Consider the following 19,782-nt stretch of genomic DNA (forward strand, 5'->3'; position numbering starts at 1 on the left):
CGCTTTCCAAAGTTACGTATATAAATGACAGGAGATAGTATGCCCTGGCTGCACTTCCGTTTCTGAAGGACGAACTACTTTACAAATGTCCATGCATTGCGGGCAGCGGGTATGAAACGTACATCCTGAAGGCGGATGAACGGGACTAGGCACATCCCCGCTCAGGACGATCCGCTTCTTTTTTAGCAGCGGATGTGTGGCCGGAACAGCGGAAATAAGTGCCTGTGTATAGGGATGCAGAGGATCGCCAAAAAGCTGCTGTGTGTCGGCAATCTCTACGATTCGACCTAAATACATGACGGCAATCCGAGTACTAATATGCTTAACCACACCTAGATCGTGGGAAATGAACAAGTAGGTTAAACCCAAATCGGATTGCAGCTTCTGCAAAAGATTAATGATTTGGGCTTGAATGGATACATCCAGTGCAGAGACGGCTTCATCTGCCACAATCAAAGCAGGATGAACGGCTAGAGCCCGGGCGATTCCGATCCGCTGCCGCTGTCCACCGCTAAATTCATGCGGATAACATTTCACATGCGTAGTGTTTAAACCGACAATCTCTAGCAGTTCCATCACTTGCTCGCGTCGCTGCGGCTTGCTTAGCGCTGGGAAGTGGACGGACAACGCCTCATCCAGTGCGGAGTATACCGTAAGCCGAGGGTTTAATGAAGAATAAGGATCCTGAAACACGATCTGCATTTTACTCCGCAGATTTCTGAGTTCCCTGCTTCGATACGTTGTAATCTCTTGATTTTCAAATTTAATTGAACCGGATGTTGAGCGAACAAGACGAAGTACACTTCTGCCCGTCGTGGTTTTGCCGCATCCGCTCTCACCGACAATACCGAGCGTCTCCGCTCTCTTCACTCGAAAGGTGACACCGTCCACCGCTTTGGCAACTCCACCTTTCCGAAAGAGACCTTTATTTATCGGAAAATAGGTTTGGAGATTATCAACTTCCAGTAAATAATCGCTCATATCGCCAGCTCCTCTTTTTCATATAACCAGCATCTAACTGCTTGCTTGCCTGTTTGAATCAGAGGAGGTTTCTCCACTTTACATCGTTCATGAGCGTCTTTACAGCGGAATCGGAACGGGCAGCCTGTTGTCACTTCACCGAGAACAGGTACATGCCCCTCAATTGAAGATAAACACCGATTGATGGAATCAATCTTCGGTACAGAATTTAGTAAACCGATCGTATAGGGGTGTTTGGGGTTTGTAAACAGCGTCAACGTGTCTGTTTCTTCCACAAGATCCCCGTAATACATTACCATTACCCGGTCCGCCATTTCTGCGACAACGCCAAGATCATGCGTGATCAGAAGAATCGAGGTATGACTTCTGCGCTTCATCTCATTCATCAAATCAAGAATTTGCGCCTGAATGGTCACATCAAGGGCGGTTGTAGGTTCATCAGCAATTAAAAGATCGGGGCTGCAAGCCATCGCCATTGCGATCATCGCGCGCTGCTTCATCCCGCCTGACAGTTGATGAGGATACTGACGCATGACCGAATCCGCATGTGGAATGCCAACTTGTGTCAAGAGAATAACAGTTTGGGACCAGCGTTCGCGTGCGTTGAGATAAGTGTGGATTTTAAAAACTTCCATGATCTGTTGTCCGATCGTAAGCACGGGGTTTAAAGAGCTCATCGTTTCTTGAAAAATCATCGATATTTCCTGACCACGTATGGAACGCATCTCTTTATCGCTTAATTGGTTTAAATCCTTGTTTTTAAACCGGATCTTTCCTTCCACCTGACACACATTTGGCTTATTCAGCCCCATGATGGAGAGAGAAGTTACGCTTTTTCCACAGCCGGATTCCCCAACGAGCGCAACCGTTTCTCCTTGCTGTATGCGAAAGTCCAGGTTGCTCACGGCGGTCACAAGACCACGATTTGTTTGAAATTTGATATTTAGGTCTTTAACTTCCAGCAGGGCCTGAGTCATTGTCCCCCTCCTCCTACTTGACAGCAAAGTAGTCGTATACAGCTCGGGATAAACGAGCGATCATCCGTTCGCCATGAGGAACACTTTCGTTTCCTTCAGTGAATATGGAAATAACAAGATCACCCTTATCTTTTGGTAAACGGACAATCCCCACATCGTTTACCGTACTGCCGATGGTACCTGTTTTATGCGCCACCTTGGTTTGAGGCGGTAGCAAATACGGAATGCGATTCCGAAACTGCTGTTTAGACAGGATATCGATCATTTGCTCGCATGCAGATACCGAAATCACTTCTTTTTTCGCAATTCGTTCAAGCAACATATTCATTTCTGTCACAGTCGATACGTTGTTTTCCTGCAACCCTAGGGTAATCGTCCTGATCTGTCCCGCAGCAACAGCTTGCTCACGACGCTTCCATTCATCAATCATTTGAACGGAAGGCTCCAGACCTTCCATTCCAACATAAAAGGATAACAGCTTCCAACAGTTATAACGTATTTTCGAATTCGTCATCCCTATTTCACTCATCAAGCGGTTGACTTGTTCGATCCCGACCCAATCCAAAATTTTGTCGGTTGCCGCATTGTCACTAACCACGATCATCAGTGTCGCCAGATCTTTAAAGGTAAGACTGGCTCCTGAATCGAACAGCTGCATGACGCCGGAGCCGGGAATGCGGTCATTTGCCATGAACGTAACCCTCTGATCCAGTTGGAGCAGCCCAGTCTCCACCTGGTTAAAGAGTTCTGCCAAGATAGGCACTTTAAATACGCTAGCTAGTGGAAACAAGCGATTCTCATTGATGCTTACTTCTTCACCTGTTTGTAGATGCTTGACAGCTAACCCGACAATTCCCTTCGACTCACGAACGATTTGTTCTAATGTGCCCTTCAGCAATATGACTCATCTCCAATGTCAAAGTTACTTGTTCATTTTCGGATCTAAAACATCCCGCAAACCGTCGCCAAGTAGGTTAAAACCGAGCACAGCCAGCATTATACCTAGACCCGGAAAGAGTGACATCCACCAAGCTTGTGTCAGATACGACTTGCCTACGTTCACCATAGCTCCCCATTCTGGTGCCGGAGGCTGGGCTCCAAGTCCCAGAAAGCTAAGCGAAGCGGAGACAAGAATGACATTTCCGAATAATATCGTTGTTAATACAATGATTGGAGAAATAATGTTCGGGATGATGTGTTTCAACAAGATTTTGTAATCCGGCACGCCTAGTGCGTGCACGGCCTCGATATATTCTTTTTCCCGAACCGAAAGCACGGAGGATCGGACTAACCTCACAAAACGCGGGATGATCGCAATCACAATGGCCATCATCGCATTGGTGAGGCCTGGACCGAATATGGCGATGATCGCAATCGCCAGAATAAGCGGAGGAAGTGCCAAGAGTGTATCCATAACCAGCATGACATACAAATCGATTTTTCGGTAATAACCGGTGATCGTCCCGATCATGACGCCAAAAATGGACGATACGGCTACGGTCACAAGCCCGGTGACGAGTGAGATTCTTCCGCCAAACAAGACACGAGCGAATATATCCCTTCCGAAATCGTCTGTACCGAAAAAATGTTTTAGGCTAGGTCCTTGGAAACGATCTTTGAAGTTCATTTTATCGACCGGGTAAGAGGCTAGAAAAGGAGCAAATACGACAGCGAAAATTACAATCAGCAATAAAATGCAGCCAATCATTGCTGTTTTGTTTTTGTGAATTCGATGCCAAATCAAGCTTGCAGGTTTTTGCGACTTTGCTCTTGCAAGATCTGTTGGTATCGGAACAGTACCGACTTCACCAATTTTCCCGTTCACGTTCTCCCCCTCCTCTACTCATAATTTATCCGTGGGTCAAATATACGATAAATGAAATCAACCAGCAGATTGGTGAGAGCAAACATCAAAGCCACAAAAAAGACTAGCCCCTGAATAATTGGAATATCTCGCTTGCTAATCGCATCGATCATTAAATTGCCGATTCCTTTTAAGGAAAAGATAACCTCGGCAACAACGGCTCCAGCTAACAGGGAACCAAATTGCAGACCGAGCAGCGTGACAACAGGAATCATTGCATTTTTCAATGCGTGCTGGAAAATACGGGCATACCCATGGACCCCTTTTGCTACCGCCGTACGCATGTATTCCTGCTGCAGCACGTCGAGCATACTTGTGCGGGCCACTCTCGCGATGGTTGCTGCTTCTGCTAAACCAAGTACGATCGATGGAAGAACTAATGATTGGAAACCGTTATATCCTGATATGGGAAATAAGGACAATTTATAGGAGAAAACAAAAATAAAGAGAAGCGCCACCCAAAAAGTTGGAGCTGACAAGCCCACTAAGGAGGCTAGGACAATCGATCGATCCATCCAAGAATTAGGCTTCACCGATGCGATCACACCTGCAAGTACACCAATTATCGTTGCAACGACCGTACTATACACAGCCAATTGCAAAGTGATCGGAAAACGATCAGCGATGAGCGACCACACAGACTGTCCGGTGATGAGTGATGCACCTAAATTGCCGTGAAAGAGTTCAGTGATATAATGGAGGTATTGAACGAGCAAGGGCTGGTCTAGGCCCAGTTTGGCATTTAACTGCTTAATCGCTTCTGGCGTAGGGAATTCTCCCAAAATGTAATGAGCGGGATCACCTGGAATGAGATGTACGAGCAAAAAGATGAATATCGATACGCCGAACAAGGTTGAGATAAGTGTGATCAGTCTTTTTAACAGATACACATGCAACAGAATTCCCCCTCGCCCTTACTACTTTTTCCATTTCACATCATTGAGATAGAAACTCGTGGAGAAAGGATTGTAGATAACACCTTCAACATCACGCGTGGCAATGATGGTCTCCTCAGAGAACAGCGGGATAATGGGTAGGTCCTCGATAAGGATTTCCTGTGCATCTTTATAGACCTTTGCACGGGCTGTCTGATCCATCGTCGAGCGGCCTTGCTGCAGCAGATCCGTTAATTTCGGATTGGTATACCGCATTCGATTTGTATTGGGATCGAAGAGTAAGTACAGTACATCCGGATCCGTGTAATCATAATACATCATAAACATATCAAAATCTGATTTACCTACTGCTAATTTGTCTTTTACAGCAGCAAGTTCATTAATGGAGAGCTTTAGATCTGCGCCGATCTCTTTAAATTGCGTTTGCAAAATTTGTGCGCTGCGTTCGAGAATCGGATTATGCGGCAATACCAATTCGATCGACAACGGTTTCCCGTTTTTGTCAGCAATTCCGTCACCATTGGTATCTTTCCACCCTGCTTCGGCAAGCAGCGCTTTCGCTTTGTCCACGTCTCGTGCGTACATGTTCTTCGCATCATTCTCCACTTTATCGCTATGTCCGAAAATAGTTGTCGGCAGAGGACTAAATGTAGATTGACCATACCCGGATAATGCGACTTCAACGAACGGTTCTCTATCGATGGCCATCGCCAACGCTTTACGCACTCTCACATCTTGGAATTGCGGTCTTTGCAGATTAAAGCCCAAGTACTTCTCTCCTGGTTCGAGGGCTTTGATAAATTCGACGTTCGGGATGTTCTGCAAATCTTTAACATAGCTGTTAGGTACACCATTGAGCATTTGGACATCGCCTTTTTTGAATTCAAGCACGCGTGTATCATCATCTTTCGTAAATTTAAAAGTAAGTTCATCGATGTAGGGCGCACCTTGATTTTTTAATAAGGGCGGTCCCCAATTGTAGTCTGGATTTTTTTTGTAGGAAATAGACGACCCTTTATCATGCTTCTGAAACATGAAGGGGCCAACCGACGATGGATTGTTTTCGAATTTGTCTCCCAATTCAGCAACCCGTTTCGGGTCGATTGGGCCTAAGAAGGGACTGGTTGCTACGCTGATGAAGGGGGCATAAGGCTCTTTGAAATACACTTGTACGGTCAACGGGTCGGTAACCTCTATTTTATCCACTGGACCCGCTATATCTTTTACTGGGGACATCGTCATGAACCGATCAATCGAAGTTTTCATCGCATCGGCAGTCAGAGGTTCTCCGGAGTGGAATTTCACATTCTTTTTAAGATGAAATGTCCATACTTTCCCGTCAGCCGAGACGCTGTAGGATTCAGCGAGACCAGCGACGATCTTTCCTTTGTCGTCGTAGTTTAGCAGCGGTTCATATATCAACGAATTAGCAATGTCCACCCAAGTAGATTTATCGATGTCTACTGTGTCTACTTCGATAACCGTCGAAACGACGAAAGGCTTGCTGGTATTGTTTGAGCTTAAACTAGGCGCAGGTGATGCCGCCAGCCCCGAGGGATCGCTTGGGTTGGAGCTTGGTCTCGAAGACGATGAACAAGCGGCCAGCACGAGCGTAAGTACGATGAATGGAAATACCTTTTTGGTTAAAAGTCTGGTTTTTCTGCTCATTCAATTTCCTCCTATTGTCAATGAACGTATAGAGGATCTGCAGAACTGAACTTCATTTCATTCATTTTGGCCACTTAGCACTCGGATGAAGCGGATAGATCGGCTGGGAAATCTGTTCATAGGGGAAGGATGTAAGAATTTGCGAGCTGAGGCCAGGTGAGTTTACCGTAATGATCCGTTTGGCGATAGGTTCAAAGGAGGCACGGAAATGCTGGCTGGACTTCAGCGCCACAATTTTATACTGATTCACGTCGATCCCGTGCAGCAGAAAAATCTGTTCGTCCAACGTCTGGGCTTTTACGGAACATACGATAATATCGACGCCATCTACTTGTAGACGTACCGATTTGCCGAGATTCACGACACCGCCTTGCCCCATAGGTGTAGATGCAACGAAAGTTCCATCTGTAATCGCTTTCACATAAGCGTCGACTGGAAGGGAATCACCGTGAAGAGTGTCTGTTTTTCCTCCGATTTGTACTTGAATGTTCGCTCCCACTCCTACTTCACAAGCGATTTCCACCACTTCAGGGTCAAAAATGGAACCGAAGCACGCATGATTAAGTTTCGCATCCAGCATGGCTTTCAGCAAATACGTGCCATCGCCTGGGGTTCCGCCCCCAGGATTGTCAGACGATTCGTTTATAACGATAGGCCGACATTCTGTTTGAAGCGCCAATTGAATCCCCTCTTCGGGAGAAATGATCGTTGGCGTAAATTCCTCGCGTTTTTCCCATAGGTAGATAGCGACATCTTCAGAAATAAGTTTCGCTAATTCGGGGTTGTCATTGGTGATGGTCAAAATGGATGCTGATACGTCAGGGGTGTCGGTATAAGGGAAGCCATGGAAAAATGCACAATCGATAACGTTTTCTTCTTGTTCCCATGTCCAGCAGCGTTCATTGATATCTTTTGCAGGAGATTGATTAGTAGTTGATGTGGGGAGAATTAGTGGCAGTTTAGTTAAATGCATCACGGGTTTGACTTGACCGGTCACGATCTGGTGGATCAATTCCACCGCTTCTAAACCACGTTCATAACAATCAACATGCGGATAGAGATGAACTCCTAGCATGGCGTCAGCGTGCTCAACCATTGTATCCGTCAAGTTTCCGTGAAGATCAAGTGTGACAACGATGGGAATAAGCGGGCCTACCAAGTTCCTGACTGCTTTCAGCAATTCGCCTTCAAGATCCACGGCCCCTTCCGCTACGCCTGCCCCATGCAAAGCAAGACAAACGGCGTCAATGGGTCCTTCCTGCTGAATGGCGCTAAGGAGTGTCTGTTTGATGTCCTCGTACGTTTCCTTCGTGATCATCCCTGATGGATAAGCAATCGTCGAAAAAACCGGCAGAACTTCAATACCCATTTGCTCCGCTTGGTGAATCATGCCACCAAGAAAATCGCGAACCCCTCGATGATTGGCTAACAGGGTATCGCCTTGCGCCCATTCCCAGAGCTCAAACATGTCCTTACTTGTCTTCACAACTGAAAACGTGTTTGTTTCATGTGCCACTTGCCCGATCGCGATTCTCACATCTTTCCCTCCCTGATTGGTATTTGTCCACTTGTGAAGTGTTCACTTCATAAAATTTAAAATTATGAAGCAAACACTTTACGGTCATTATAATGCGTGGCAAGTATTCTTTCAAGATGGTATTTAAAATATTTTAGAAAAAAAGATTACTTCCAAACTCTCTTGAAAGCCCTTTCAAAATTGCCGCCTAAAATGAGGTCGATATGCTCTGCTGAATAGCCGCGTTTCGACAGTGTTTCTTGCAATTTGGGCAGCTCTGCATGCCCTTTGAAAATATCAAAAGGCTTCCTGCTCATCTGCGCCAAGTCTTCGGCTGCTACATATTTCAAGAAGGCATCGGTTAAATCAAGCCCGATTCCGACATGTTCGATACCTGCGAGATTGACGATATGATCAATGTGTCGAACCATATGATCCACGTTTGCATCTTCATCCCTATCGGCAACGAACATGCTGATTGAATTGATGCCGATCACCCCATTATGTCTAGCAATCGCAGCAATCTGCACGTCAGAAAGGTTTCTCATGGTTTGTGTCAGGCTGCGACAATTCGAGTGTGATGCGATTACAGGCCTATTCGCCACTTCCATCACATCGCGGAAACCCTCATCATTCAAATGGCTGACGTCAATCAGCATCCCGATCGCCTCAGCCGCTTCCACGAGCTGCAATCCAAAATCCGACAACCCGCTGGATTTCCTCCTGGGATAAGGAGTGAAGTCACTCCCTTCGCCCGCAGAGTTTCTCCTGCTCCAAGTCAGACCCAAGATTCTGACACCGAGTTCATAGAAAATCCGCAGCATGCTTAAATCGTTGTAAAGCGGATCCGCGCCTTCTAGCGACAAAATAAAGCTTATTTTACCTTGACTCCTGGCCTGTTCGAGCTCTTCCGTTGTCCTGCATAAGGCAATTTGGCTGGATTCTCTTACTTCATCATGCAAGGAACTGATCTGCTGCAACGCTTTGCGCAGCGCCATTTCCGGAACGAAAGCGCTGTCAACAAAAACTGCAGCCACAACTGTATTGATCCCGCCACTTAAGAAATCAGGGAGATAACTCGTTTCAATTACGCGCCTTTCTCCCCGAGCCCTTCGAATCACAACGTCCATCAATAAGTCGAAATGAGCGTCAATGACGGGTTTCATTAACGTACGCTCGATATTCCCCATACACTTAACCTCCTATAGGACCTTTAAGAGTTCTCAAAAAATGGGAAGAACTGCTTGCTTGACTCATCGTACATGCGAAGCCGCTTTTCGACATTTTCACGGTCAACAAGGGTGATACCATTAACAATGACGTTCAATAAGGAGAAAATGCTAGGCATGCCGGTGAATACCTCCGTCGTTTCAAACGGAACTTTAAGCAGTAGATCCGCTATTTGTCCGACGGGCGAGAGTTCATTATCTGTGATGGCAATAATTTGAGCGCCTTTTTGTTGTGCTGCTTTCGCGAAAGAGACTGTTTCTTGTAGGTAACGTGGGAAACTGAGCGCGATGACAAGCCAATCTTTATCCATCTCCGTCAAATAATAGTTCGTGTCGTCTACCGGTCCCCGATAAAGGTACGTATCACCTCTTAGAATATTCAAGGCAACGGAAAACCAATTGGCAGCACCGTGGGATAAACGAAGGCCTACCACGACGATCTTTTTGGCTTGCAAAATGCTTTGGATAGCGCGGTTAATGATCTCACGATCCAATTCTCGAAGCGTTTGTCCGATTTGAGCGATTTCCCGATCTAATGTATATGCGATCAGATCCTGATCCATTTGGGAATCGCTCGATGCATGCAAATAATCGATCGCAGGAGTTGTCTGTTTCCCAGGTGCCATCAGAGATTGCCGGATTTCATTCTGCATCTCCGTATAGCCTGAATACTGCAGGGCATAGCTAAGCCGGATCACTGTCGCTTCGCTCGTTTCCGTCATGACGCCGATCACTTTGGCCGGATGAAGTGCCACTGATTTAGGTTCATCTAGCATAAACTTCGCCACTATTTTTTGCTGATTTGTCAATTGATTGTAATATTTGCGAATTCGGTCAGTTACGTTGTCCATGGTAACAACTCCCTCATCAAAACTTCTCATAATTCGAAGCGCAAACTGCACATCCTTATTATCATTGAAGTTATGACTACAGGTCAACTGCCTTGGAAAACCGAATCTCAATGTTCATACCTCAGATTAAGTTCAACCTCAACCCTGATGGATGAACACATTCATTTCCTGAATGGCTTCTTTCGCTTGATCAAACAAGCCTAACCTAGTTACAAAGGTATGCAACATACCTTTATAGCACGTATATTGAACCGGAACTCCCGCCTGCTTCAGCACATCTGCGTAAGCTTTACCTTCATCTCTCAATGGGTCATACTCAGCCGTAATAATAAGTGCCGGCGGTAGGTCTTGGAAATCTAAGGCAAGCAGCGGAGATGCCCAGGCATTCAAGATATCTTTTGGTGAGCGAAGATAGCAATCTCTAAACCACTCCATGTCCGATTCCGAAAGGAAATACCCACTCGCCAACTCTTTCATCGAGTGACTTAACAACCTCAGATCTGTGGTCGGGTAAAACAGAATTTGTTTAGCAATCGTTGGACCGCCTCTCTCGCGGACCAATTGTGTCATCACCGCGCTTAAATTTCCTCCTGCGCTATCTCCAGCTACAATGATGCGGTTCACATCACCTTGGTACAGGTGAATATATTCAGCAACCCATCGAAGTGCAGCGTAGGCATCTTCTACAGCCGTAGGAAATTTATGTTCCGGCGCTAAACGATAATCCACGCCAACAACGATACATTTGCAAGCAGCGGCCATATAACGCAGTTGTCCATCAAAGGCATCCAAATCGCCTAATACCCATCCACCTCCATGATAGTAGACCATGACCGGAAAGGGACCTTCTGCAATTGGTGTCATGATCCGCAGTAAAATGTCTCCCCCCTCGACAGGTATTCTTTGCTCTTCTACTTTCTTAATCCAAGCGGACTCTCCCGCCGTAGCGATAAAACCTTCTCTGGCACCTTTCCTTGCCACAGCTAGCGGCAAATTCGGTAAAGGCTCTCCGCCAGCTTGTTCAATTTGCTCTAAAAATGCTTTTGCCTTCGGATCTAATGTCATGGTTCGCACTCCTTGCGCTCGTGTTGAATAACAAAATTATAAAATTAGTGTATTTCCCAATCAATGTAAAATTATCTATGAAGACGATAGATCTGTTCTATAATTGAGTAAGACTCTTTGGAATATTCATGCATCTAAACCATCTTTAAGGGGATAATACGCTCGATGGAATGTCCAGCATTTGATTAAAGGGGGTGCTCGAGTTTGACTCTATTTTTTTCAAAACGTAAAAAGCACAAACCAAATCAGCCCTCCGAGCAAACGTTCTACGTACCTGTGGAGCAAATGGAACTCTATTCTTCCCTTTCCCAAAATACCGCACAGTTGCAACAAATATTTCAAAATTGCAGCGACGTCGTTTTCAGAAATATCACGCTGGGCTCAGCTGGGCAATATCAGGCACAACTCATTTGGATAGACGGACTCATCGAGCAGGAACAATTAGAAAATGAAATTCTCGAATCCTTGTTCATCCCAGCAACTTTTCCTGCACTACTCACAGAAACGAATCCGATGTCTTTTTTTAAAGCTATGCAATCAGCTGTTTTAAAGGTAGCCCAACTGAAAGAACTGTTCACTCTGAAAGATGCTGTCGAACATATATTAACCGGAGAGACACTCCTGCTCATTGACCAAGTTCCCATTGCATTATCAATGAGCACCAAGGGCGGTCCTGCCCGTTCTATCTCAGAACCGTCAACCGAGGCAGTCGTCCGCGGACCGAGGCAAGGCTTTACCGAAAACTTGCGCACAAATACGATGCTCATTCGACGAATTATCAAAACGCCAGCGTTAAAAACAGAGCACTTCACATTAGGCAAATTGACAAAAACAGATATTGTCATCGCATATATCGACGGAATAGCGAGCCCCGATGTCATCGAAGAGGTTCGAGCACGCCTTTCACTAATCGATGTGGATACCGTTCTGGACAGTGCATATATCGAAGAACTGATTGAAGATCATACCTACACCTTATTCCCGCAAATCGCCCATACTGAACGGCCGGATAAAGCGGCAGCCGAATTGGCTGAAGGCAAAGTGATCCTCTTCATCGACGGATCTCCATTTGTCTTAATGGTACCGACGATCTTTTTTCAGTTTTTTCAATCTAGTGAAGATTATTATGAGCGGTACCCAATGGCGTTCGCGGTCCGATCGGTTCGCTTTCTTTTTATCGCCATTGCCCTTGTCTTGCCATCGGTCTATATTGCCGTTATCACATACCATCATGAAATGCTGCCAGCCCAACTGCTCATTAGCATTGCTGGCTCTCATGAAGGTGTGCCATTTCCTACCTTATTAGAAGCCTTGTTAATGGAAATTACGTTTGAAGCACTGCGGGAAGCCGGCATTCGTTTGCCCAAGCAAGTTGGCCAAGCCGTTAGTATTGTCGGGGCGCTCGTCATCGGGGAAGCCGCCGTTCAAGCGGGCATCGTCTCTACGGCGATGGTTATCGTGGTGGCAATCACAGCTATAGCATCTTTTACTATACCCGCCTTCAATGTGGGCATTAGTATTCGTTTAATGCGTTTTCCTTTGATGCTTCTCGGAGCCGTTCTAGGGTTATATGGGATCATGCTGGGTTTATTAGCGCTGCTGGTTCATCTATGTTCACTTCGCTCATTCGGTGTCCCCTACTTTTCGCCGATCGCCCCATTTCGTATGAGTAGTATGAAGGATTTGCTCGTAAGAGCTCCGATTGGAGCTTTGAACAGAAGAACCGTAAGAAAACCTGCCGGAGGAACCGAGAAAGGACAGGAATAGATATGTTTAGAGCATTACTGCGCTTATGCCTGGCAGGTATCTTGCTAGTGACCACATCCGGTTGCTGGGATAGGCAAGAAGTGGATAAGCTTGCTATCGTAACAGGACTGGGCATTGATCTTATTAACGATCCAGAACCTTATCTCATTACAGCACAAGTGGTGAGCCCAGCCTCACAAAAAAACATGCAAGAATCTGCTCAATCCAAACCATTTGTGACCACACTTGCCCAAGGAAAAACGATTTCAGAGGCTGTTGAAAATTTCACCAAAGAATCTCCGAGAAAAATGTTTTTTGCGCATAATAACGTAATCGTAATGGGAGAGAAACTTGCCCAGACCGACATTTTAGACTTTATGGATTTCTTGGACCGGAGCCCCCAATTCCGCAGAAACGCCTGGCTTATCGTAACCCCTAAAACAGCCAAGGAAGTGCTGCAGACTCAATGCGATATCCAAAAATATGCAGCTATTGGCCTAAAAGAAATGATCTACGAACGGTTCCATCCTTTTTCCAACAAAATGCAAAGAAAAGATACGATGAGCAGGCTGGAGGGCCTATCTTCTGCGGCTCTCGCGTTAAAGATTGACATTGTAAATACCGATCAGCTTGGGACACAAAAACTAAAAAAAACAGGGAACGCCTTCCAAAACCCAACTAAACAAGCCTCCGAAGGAAGGGAGCAGCTGCGACTCAGTGGTTTTTCCGTTTTCAAGAATTATAAATTTATAGGCTACTTGAACGATGAGGAGACGCTGGGTGTGCTGTGGTATCTTAACGAACACAAAGGCTATCCGATCCGAATTTCATGCCCTTCAACAGAACAGAAATATATGGTTTTCCTATTGCATCAAACTTCACTTGATCTGAAACCTGTCATCGATCAAGAACATTTACAAATGAAAGTTGCAGTAAAAACTAATGCGACAGTATCGGAAAATAATTGTCAGGAAATAAGTATGTTTGATCGTGAAAATCGAGAAAAACTGGAACAGGAACTCAACAAAGCAATTAAAGAACAAATGCTAGCGTCACTTATAAAAGTGCAACGATGGGGAAGCGATGTTTTACACTTTGCCGATGAATTTTATCAATCTAGTCCCGCGAAGTGGAAAACGATTGCCCCGTCCTATGGCGAACATTTTGCGAAAGCAAAAGTAACCATCGATGTGAGATCGGAAATACGGCTCTCCGGTATGACCTCGGAGAGTATAAATCGATAGCATGTGATGTTATCGCACTTTCGCCCGAATAGCTCCAATGATCCAGAGCATTGTCGGGATTCCGATGATCAGAATCGGTAACGTAAAAAATTCAGAGAAATATTTGGGGTAAAAATAGTCTGATTCCATAATACTTCTTGGTAATTGAGCGATAATGAATACAATCGGAACATTAACCCAAAGAATATGCTTCCAGTTCTTCAACTTGAGGAATTGCCCCATCCCATAACTGGCCGCAAAAAAAATGACGGAAATTCGAATGAATACACTGGCCAGCCAGACGACGACGAAAATGACATCCACATTTTGAATAAAGTCGGCAACCGAAATCACCCTCACAAGTTCAAAATAGGGATACCACATCTTGGCTGACATGGATGATCCGAAGGTTGTGATTACCATGACTACCGTAATTGTCACCATTAGACTTGCCAAAGCTGTGCCTGCCACTGCAGCTTTAGTTGCAGCTCGAGGATTGCTGGTAAATTTAAACAACATGATGAGGATTACATTCTGCCCTATGATCGCTGCTGGCGGTAATGCCCCATGGATTATAGGATTGAGCGGCAGATCTTTAAAAACAGGCATTATATATTCGGAACGCCAGTTATTCACGCTTAGCAGCAGCGTTAAAATAACTATGAAGATGATAAGCGGCCCGATAAACTCGGCACACCTCCCGATCACCTCGATCCCCTGGCTTACCGCATAGACTACAACCGCTAATATACCTGCAATAATAACCCAAGACGGTGTACGAGGCATAATTAAATTCATGCGGTTTGTCAATTCGCGCATGATAACACCAGTCACGGAGTACCACTGCACAAAATAAATCAAGACCACCAATCTACCTAGCCATTTGCCTAGAATCACTTGGGTGTATTCGACAAAAGAATAATTGGGATAAAGTTGACTTAATTTTGAAGCGGCGAATACCGCATAAACACAGAGAAAACCGCAAATGATGACGGAAATCCAAGCATTCTTGTTGGCGATGCCGATGGACTGGCCGATCGTTAACAACAAGGCAACGCCAACGGCCATTGTCGTCATGATCCAAAATATTTGAGTAGCAGATAATTGTGTTTTAACAGGCCTCACAAGACAGACACCCCTTATTGTTATCTGCCCCATTATTGACGAATTCGCTTCCAAATATAACAAAAAAGCCTGATGTTTCCATCAAGCTTGTATTTTCTGCTCACAGTAAACTGCAGGTTCATCCTTCTTAATCGACTTAATGTGGGAAAAGACCAGATCGATAAATCCACTGGCAGCCTTCCCCATATATTTATCTCTATGATAAACGATCCCAACTTCACGGCATAGCTTCGGGGCTTGGATCGGAATTGTAATCAAGTCTTCATATGGGTACATTTCGAGCAATGTTTTCGACAGAATCGTTGCCCCGATGCCCGCCCTCACTAAGCCGAACAAGGAGTCGATCGTTGTCGTTTCAATAAACGGATTCAATTCCAAACCGGCTGTTAAGCAGGTTGCATCAAGCAGCTGTCGGCACCGGTGTGTTTCGGGAAACATGACAATGGGGGTCTTTAGCACCTCTTTGAAGTCAATGTAGAGATGACCTGCCAAAGGATGGTCAGCAGTCGTTACGAAGAAAAAAGTTTCTTTATAAAGCTCTTTCACTGTTAATTGTTCATGTTCCACAGGAAGAATAGAGACAGCAAAATCTAATTCATTGTGTAAGACTTGTTCAACAACATCTTCATTGGCAATCAACTTAATCTTGATATTTGGATAATTGCGGTGATATTCGATTAATAAGGATGATACAAGATCATTGAGTTCACCAGGCAATGCACCGATGGATAACGATCCACGTTCGACCTTTTGCAATTCCTGTAATTGCTCACGTGCATTCGCCAATGAACATAAAGCTTTATTGGATTGCTGGTATAAGATCTTTCCAGCTTCCGTAATCTTCGTCTTCTTACCGATTCGATCAAAAAGCAGGACACCCAACTCATTCTCCAGCGCTTTGATTTGATGACTTAACGTCGGCTGTGTGATCCCCAACTTTTCTGCTGCACGTGTAAAATGGAGCTCAGCACAAATCGTCATAAAATATTCCAGTTGTCTTAGTTCCATAGATCATTCACCTCGAGATGCCGGCTTCGTTATTTCGCTGAAACAGATGCCGATCAAGATTAACAGCACGCCTAACCACCGGAACCAGGAGACGGATTCACCCAATAAAAAGTAGGCGCTCACCACTGTGACTGGTAATTCAATAGCACTTAGCACCCCAGCCATCCGGCCGCCAATTTTCGGTATCGAAACCAGCATGAATAAGATCGGCAGAACTTGTCCTATTAATCCGGTGACGATTCCCCATCCGAATAATCCGTGTAACAGCACACCGGAAGCTAAGTATGTCGGAGGGTACATCGGAAATAGCGCAATTGCACCAATAGTGAGCGTCAGTGCGGCACGTGCCAACGGTGAAGATTGATCTGTCATATACTCAGGTAAGTACAGACTGATGCCAAAACAAACCGCGGCAAGCAAACCATAGCCGATTGCGATCCACGACAGATCCGGTAGTTTGGATTGAAACAGACCAACAGCTAATACCGTTCCTGCAAGAATGAACGCTATGCCGATCCACTTCTGTACCGATGGTAGGACCCTTTTCACAATGATATCTAATAAGGTTACAATCCAGGTGACCTGAAACAGTAAAACGATACTCAAAGAAACTGGCAGCATCGTAATGGATTTAAAATAGAAAAAAATCGCCCAAGCAGAAGTGGCACCTGTTCCAACTAAAAATACCCAATCCTTCCCCCTCGGAAAGCGGGTTTTTCGGATGACCGGTAAAAGGATTATCCAGAGTATGACGACACCAAAACCATATTGTGCATTGGTTAAATCCATGATAGTGAAGCCCTTGGCGTATAAGTAATCGACAAGGGGTGCAGTAAATCCCAGGAAAGATGCTGCTAAGAGCATAAGAAGTATATGAATCCATTTTGAATGCAACATCTTAACCTCCCTAAATTTCCTTAATTATACAAAAGTCAGTTTATCACCACGACGCAGTGTACCCGATTGAATTACATTGGCGTAAACACCGACACAGCCTTGATTGTGTTGAACGGCTGTTTTGAGTACCTCCAAATCTTTGGGCAGATCTCCTTGCGCCAATGTAGTCATCACGCAGCGCTTCGTCGGCTGTATGATACGCAAGCGAACCTCTTCGCCCAAGCGAAGCTCTCTTCCTACCCAATCATTTTCTGCAAATGCCTCACCCGGAACATCAATCACAAGATTAGGGCGGAAACGGCGAACTTCCAATCTGCTTTCCGGAATTAGTCGGCGCAGCCGGTTTAATGTCGCCGTGGTCATGATATGAACCATAGCAATATCAAAAAAAGTACCTGCAGGCGCTGTTCGGGTAAACACCGTATTCTTATTCGTGAGCACATCGATATCTGGAATGTATCCTTCGAATTGGATATCCTGATCGAACATTTCAGACGCCTTGATGATTTGCAGCGGCTTGCCAAAGTTATCAGACAACATCTGGTTCAGATGTCCTTCATTGCTTAAGCCGTGTGTGCCATCCGGAAATGTAACCCTAACCTGGGGCAGTGGCTGCCCCGGCTCAGGCGGCTCGAAATATGAAGCATGGTATTCAAACATCCGTGGCCATTTGAGCGGGTTCTTGGCATTGACAAGCTTACCTGTTGTCGTGTCGACTAGCGCATAAGCCCGATCTCCATAAACGCCCTTATCTGTCATATAGCAAGCATTCAGTTCTTCCCCCATCATCGATTTCACGGGGTATCTCCAGATGGATACAATGTTGGCTGCTGAGCTCATGCTTTCCCCCCTTTTTTCATCCCTGTAACAGCTTCCCGCTGAACAGAATAATTAATGTTCGTACAAAAAGAACCACCACCACGATCGTTAAAAGCAGCAATATGATTGCCGCGATAGCTTTTAACGGCCACCCATTGACGTGAATGGCATATTTCAAGGCAGCATTACTGAGGGCTGCCATAGGGAAACTGACCGCCCACCAGGAAGCACCGAATTTGATCGTTCTTTTAAATACTTTAAATGCAAGTACAATAAACAGGAACAGACCGAAATAATAAAGGATTGCAGCAAAATTATCGATCCGCTGCATGAAATTCGTATAGCCGAGAAACCCCACCTCGAACGGAGCAATCATGATGATCATGGAGGGCATCAGTCCCATCGGGAGGGCATCATGATGAATCAAACGATTGATAATCAGGGTGAAGAAAATGAGCGCTACAAAGCCCCCGATCCCAAGACTCAATAAATTGACCTCGTGAGCCCAGGCAAAAGGCATCGTTCCACCAGCAACGGCGATATCAATTGTTGCCACGCCGGGAATCAACCATGCCGGCACGGCATGAGCAGGATCCAGCTTGCCTTTCAACAAGCGGGAAATAATGATATAACTTAATGCCAGGGTAAGAACCATCCCGATCACCCACACAATTTCGCCAAGCGCCTGCTGATAATGACTCAGTACTGAGGATAACAGCAAAATCGCAATCGTAATCGTCCCGAAGAAATTTCCTGAGATTGGGTGCGTAAACTCTGCCGAAACTTTTTGAGGGTATCTTGCCCATTTCACCAAGTATCCGATCGTAAGTAGAACAAACACGAGAATCGCGATAGCACCAATAAGGTCTGCGATGACAGGCGAGGTGTGAAAAAGCTGATGGGAAAGCCGCCAAGCCAATGAAAGACCAGAAATCCCCATAACCGAGCCGAATAAATTCACCGGCAGGTATTGAATGGATCCGATTTTGCCCGCTTGGTCAGGTTGCGCTGCTGTCAATTCCATAAGCTCACCACTTTCACCTTGAATTGTTGTTGAAATCTTGTCAGTAGCGGTAGTTATTATTTGTCACTGACAGATAGACAATTCATGTGTGAATTTCACCGTATGATGCTTTTCTTCACGCTCGCATTTTAGAAAACACATTCCTATCCTATTTCATCCTTTTTTTCCATTACACAGAATTCCTATGATTATGGCTGTTTTCGATTTCAATAGCCAGCACATTAAGCTTCACAATTGCTTCTACTGTCTTTTGTAGTTCAAGTGAAGGCACAAGTGGAGCTTTTGCATAAAACATATGCAGGCCAAGTAGCTTACGGCTTGGAGCAAGTAACGGAAATAGCCAGCAAGAACGAATCCCGCATGCTTTTAGAACGTCATTAAACTCTTTTGTAAAAGTGCGTTTAGATGGGATTTCAGTCATTAGTGCCGGTTCTATGAAATTAGTTTCTTTTTCAAAAGGATATAAAGATAGCACTTCGTGGTCTAGAAATTGATGCTTAAATGAGCTAAATGGTAATTCTCTAGGACGACAAGTCTCCCATTCGCCATTCTCACGAATCAGATAAATGGAACCGAATACTTGATCATCAAAGAGTAAATCGTACTGTTGCATAATTTCATATACAATTTGACTCAGTGGCTCCCCTAAAGCAATGTGATGCAATACACTTATTTGAGCTTGAATCATTTTGTTTTGGAGCTTGATCGCATCATAACTCTCATAGATCGTCTTGATGTCCTCATGGTTTGCTGATGTCACAGCCTTCGAATGCTGCCCCTTTTCCAATGCGTCATCCACGTTCACTCCTTCTGATATGTTGTTTTGTCTTAAGAGGATATAACTTTAGAGATGAAATTGACTAGTCATCTTCTTGAGTTCACCTGCCAAATCT

At 45.1% G+C, this 19,782-nt stretch carries 18 protein-coding genes; 2 read left to right on the forward strand and 16 right to left on the reverse strand.

Translation table 11 applies throughout. The features are described from left to right. Positions 1 to 12 precede the first annotated feature (12 nt). From O9139_RS27270 to O9139_RS27315, 10 genes are all read right to left on the reverse strand, one after another. Positions 13 to 981, reverse strand: coding sequence for an ABC transporter ATP-binding protein (locus tag O9139_RS27270; RefSeq protein WP_270884907.1), 969 nt, complete (start codon positions 979 to 981; stop codon positions 13 to 15). Then, positions 978 to 1,958: an ABC transporter ATP-binding protein gene (locus O9139_RS27275; RefSeq protein ID WP_270884908.1), complete on the reverse strand. Its 981-nt coding sequence runs from the start codon at positions 1,956 to 1,958 to the stop codon at positions 978 to 980. Before O9139_RS27275 ends, O9139_RS27270 begins: the two co-directional genes overlap by 4 nt. Positions 1,959 to 1,971: 13 nt before the next feature. Continuing rightward, the gene (locus tag O9139_RS27280; RefSeq protein ID WP_270884909.1) at positions 1,972 to 2,856 is read right to left on the reverse strand and encodes a class A beta-lactamase-related serine hydrolase; all 885 of its coding nucleotides are present in this window, start codon (positions 2,854 to 2,856) and stop codon (positions 1,972 to 1,974) included. A gap of 24 nt (positions 2,857 to 2,880) precedes the next feature. Continuing rightward, positions 2,881 to 3,747 carry an ABC transporter permease gene (locus O9139_RS27285; RefSeq protein ID WP_377525359.1) on the reverse strand — a complete coding sequence of 289 codons (867 nt, stop codon included), beginning with the start codon at positions 3,745 to 3,747 and terminating at the stop codon, positions 2,881 to 2,883. Between the two features lie 50 nt (positions 3,748 to 3,797). Then, a complete protein-coding gene (locus tag O9139_RS27290; protein WP_270884911.1) occupies positions 3,798 to 4,712 on the reverse strand; it encodes an ABC transporter permease in 915 nt (304 codons plus the stop codon). 27 nt (positions 4,713 to 4,739) lie between these two features. Further along, positions 4,740 to 6,386, reverse strand: coding sequence for an ABC transporter substrate-binding protein (locus tag O9139_RS27295; protein ID WP_270884912.1), 1,647 nt, complete (start codon positions 6,384 to 6,386; stop codon positions 4,740 to 4,742). A 61-nt stretch (positions 6,387 to 6,447) separates the two neighbouring features. Then, on the reverse strand, positions 6,448 to 7,923 hold the full coding sequence (locus O9139_RS27300) for a M81 family metallopeptidase (RefSeq protein ID WP_270884913.1): 1,476 nt from the start codon (positions 7,921 to 7,923) through the stop codon (positions 6,448 to 6,450). Between the two features lie 146 nt (positions 7,924 to 8,069). Further along, a complete protein-coding gene (locus tag O9139_RS27305; RefSeq protein WP_270884914.1) occupies positions 8,070 to 9,092 on the reverse strand; it encodes a dipeptidase in 1,023 nt (340 codons plus the stop codon). 23 nt (positions 9,093 to 9,115) lie between these two features. Then, the gene (locus O9139_RS27310; RefSeq protein ID WP_270884915.1) at positions 9,116 to 9,982 is read right to left on the reverse strand and encodes a MurR/RpiR family transcriptional regulator; all 867 of its coding nucleotides are present in this window, start codon (positions 9,980 to 9,982) and stop codon (positions 9,116 to 9,118) included. Between the two features lie 138 nt (positions 9,983 to 10,120). Then, entirely contained in the window at positions 10,121 to 11,047 is a 927-nt protein-coding gene (locus tag O9139_RS27315) for an alpha/beta hydrolase (RefSeq protein ID WP_270884916.1), read from the reverse strand. A 204-nt stretch (positions 11,048 to 11,251) separates the two neighbouring features. Here O9139_RS27315 and O9139_RS27320 point away from each other — a divergent pair, with 204 nt between their 5' ends. Both O9139_RS27320 and O9139_RS27325 read left to right on the forward strand, forming a co-directional pair. After that, positions 11,252 to 12,814, forward strand: coding sequence for a spore germination protein (locus tag O9139_RS27320; RefSeq protein WP_270884917.1), 1,563 nt, complete (start codon positions 11,252 to 11,254; stop codon positions 12,812 to 12,814). A gap of 2 nt (positions 12,815 to 12,816) precedes the next feature. Continuing rightward, positions 12,817 to 14,037 carry a Ger(x)C family spore germination protein gene (locus O9139_RS27325; RefSeq protein WP_270884918.1) on the forward strand — a complete coding sequence of 407 codons (1,221 nt, stop codon included), beginning with the start codon at positions 12,817 to 12,819 and terminating at the stop codon, positions 14,035 to 14,037. A gap of 9 nt (positions 14,038 to 14,046) precedes the next feature. Here O9139_RS27325 and O9139_RS27330 read toward each other — a convergent pair whose 3' ends face one another. The 6 genes from O9139_RS27330 to O9139_RS27355 form a co-directional block, all read right to left on the reverse strand. After that, entirely contained in the window at positions 14,047 to 15,141 is a 1,095-nt protein-coding gene (locus tag O9139_RS27330; RefSeq protein WP_270884919.1) for a GerAB/ArcD/ProY family transporter, read from the reverse strand. 81 nt (positions 15,142 to 15,222) lie between these two features. Next, the gene (locus tag O9139_RS27335) at positions 15,223 to 16,149 is read right to left on the reverse strand and encodes a LysR family transcriptional regulator (protein ID WP_270884920.1); all 927 of its coding nucleotides are present in this window, start codon (positions 16,147 to 16,149) and stop codon (positions 15,223 to 15,225) included. Positions 16,150 to 16,152: 3 nt separating this feature from the next. Then, positions 16,153 to 17,046 carry an EamA family transporter gene (locus tag O9139_RS27340; protein WP_270884921.1) on the reverse strand — a complete coding sequence of 298 codons (894 nt, stop codon included), beginning with the start codon at positions 17,044 to 17,046 and terminating at the stop codon, positions 16,153 to 16,155. A 24-nt stretch (positions 17,047 to 17,070) separates the two neighbouring features. Continuing rightward, a complete protein-coding gene (locus tag O9139_RS27345; protein WP_270884922.1) occupies positions 17,071 to 17,886 on the reverse strand; it encodes an MOSC domain-containing protein in 816 nt (271 codons plus the stop codon). A 16-nt stretch (positions 17,887 to 17,902) separates the two neighbouring features. Further along, positions 17,903 to 18,889, reverse strand: coding sequence for an SLAC1 anion channel family protein (locus O9139_RS27350; protein WP_270884923.1), 987 nt, complete (start codon positions 18,887 to 18,889; stop codon positions 17,903 to 17,905). Positions 18,890 to 19,058: 169 nt separating this feature from the next. Beyond that, positions 19,059 to 19,688 (reverse strand): hypothetical protein, encoded by a 630-nt coding sequence (locus O9139_RS27355; RefSeq protein ID WP_270884924.1) that lies wholly within the window; start codon positions 19,686 to 19,688, stop codon positions 19,059 to 19,061. Between the last annotated feature and the right edge of the window lie 94 nt (positions 19,689 to 19,782).

This window comes from Paenibacillus aestuarii (assembly GCF_027789125.1).
Lineage (GTDB): Bacteria > Bacillota > Bacilli > Paenibacillales > NBRC-103111 > Paenibacillus_E > Paenibacillus_E aestuarii.

What these genes read in the sequence shown, in the direction of transcription:
- O9139_RS27270 (WP_270884907.1), bottom strand. Translation starts at nt 981, where the DNA reads ATGAGCGATTATTTACTGGAAGTTGATAATCTCCAAACCTATTTTCCG.
- O9139_RS27325 (WP_270884918.1), top strand. Translation starts at nt 12,817, where the DNA reads ATGTTTAGAGCATTACTGCGCTTATGCCTGGCAGGTATCTTGCTAGTG.
- O9139_RS27305 (WP_270884914.1), bottom strand. Translation starts at nt 9,092, where the DNA reads ATGGGGAATATCGAGCGTACGTTAATGAAACCCGTCATTGACGCTCAT.
- O9139_RS27335 (WP_270884920.1), bottom strand. Translation starts at nt 16,149, where the DNA reads ATGGAACTAAGACAACTGGAATATTTTATGACGATTTGTGCTGAGCTC.
- O9139_RS27345 (WP_270884922.1), bottom strand. Translation starts at nt 17,886, where the DNA reads ATGAGCTCAGCAGCCAACATTGTATCCATCTGGAGATACCCCGTGAAA.
- O9139_RS27350 (WP_270884923.1), bottom strand. Translation starts at nt 18,889, where the DNA reads ATGGAATTGACAGCAGCGCAACCTGACCAAGCGGGCAAAATCGGATCC.
- O9139_RS27340 (WP_270884921.1), bottom strand. Translation starts at nt 17,046, where the DNA reads ATGTTGCATTCAAAATGGATTCATATACTTCTTATGCTCTTAGCAGCA.
- O9139_RS27310 (WP_270884915.1), bottom strand. Translation starts at nt 9,982, where the DNA reads ATGGACAACGTAACTGACCGAATTCGCAAATATTACAATCAATTGACA.
- O9139_RS27315 (WP_270884916.1), bottom strand. Translation starts at nt 11,047, where the DNA reads ATGACATTAGATCCGAAGGCAAAAGCATTTTTAGAGCAAATTGAACAA.
- O9139_RS27275 (WP_270884908.1), bottom strand. Translation starts at nt 1,958, where the DNA reads ATGACTCAGGCCCTGCTGGAAGTTAAAGACCTAAATATCAAATTTCAA.
- O9139_RS27295 (WP_270884912.1), bottom strand. Translation starts at nt 6,386, where the DNA reads ATGAGCAGAAAAACCAGACTTTTAACCAAAAAGGTATTTCCATTCATC.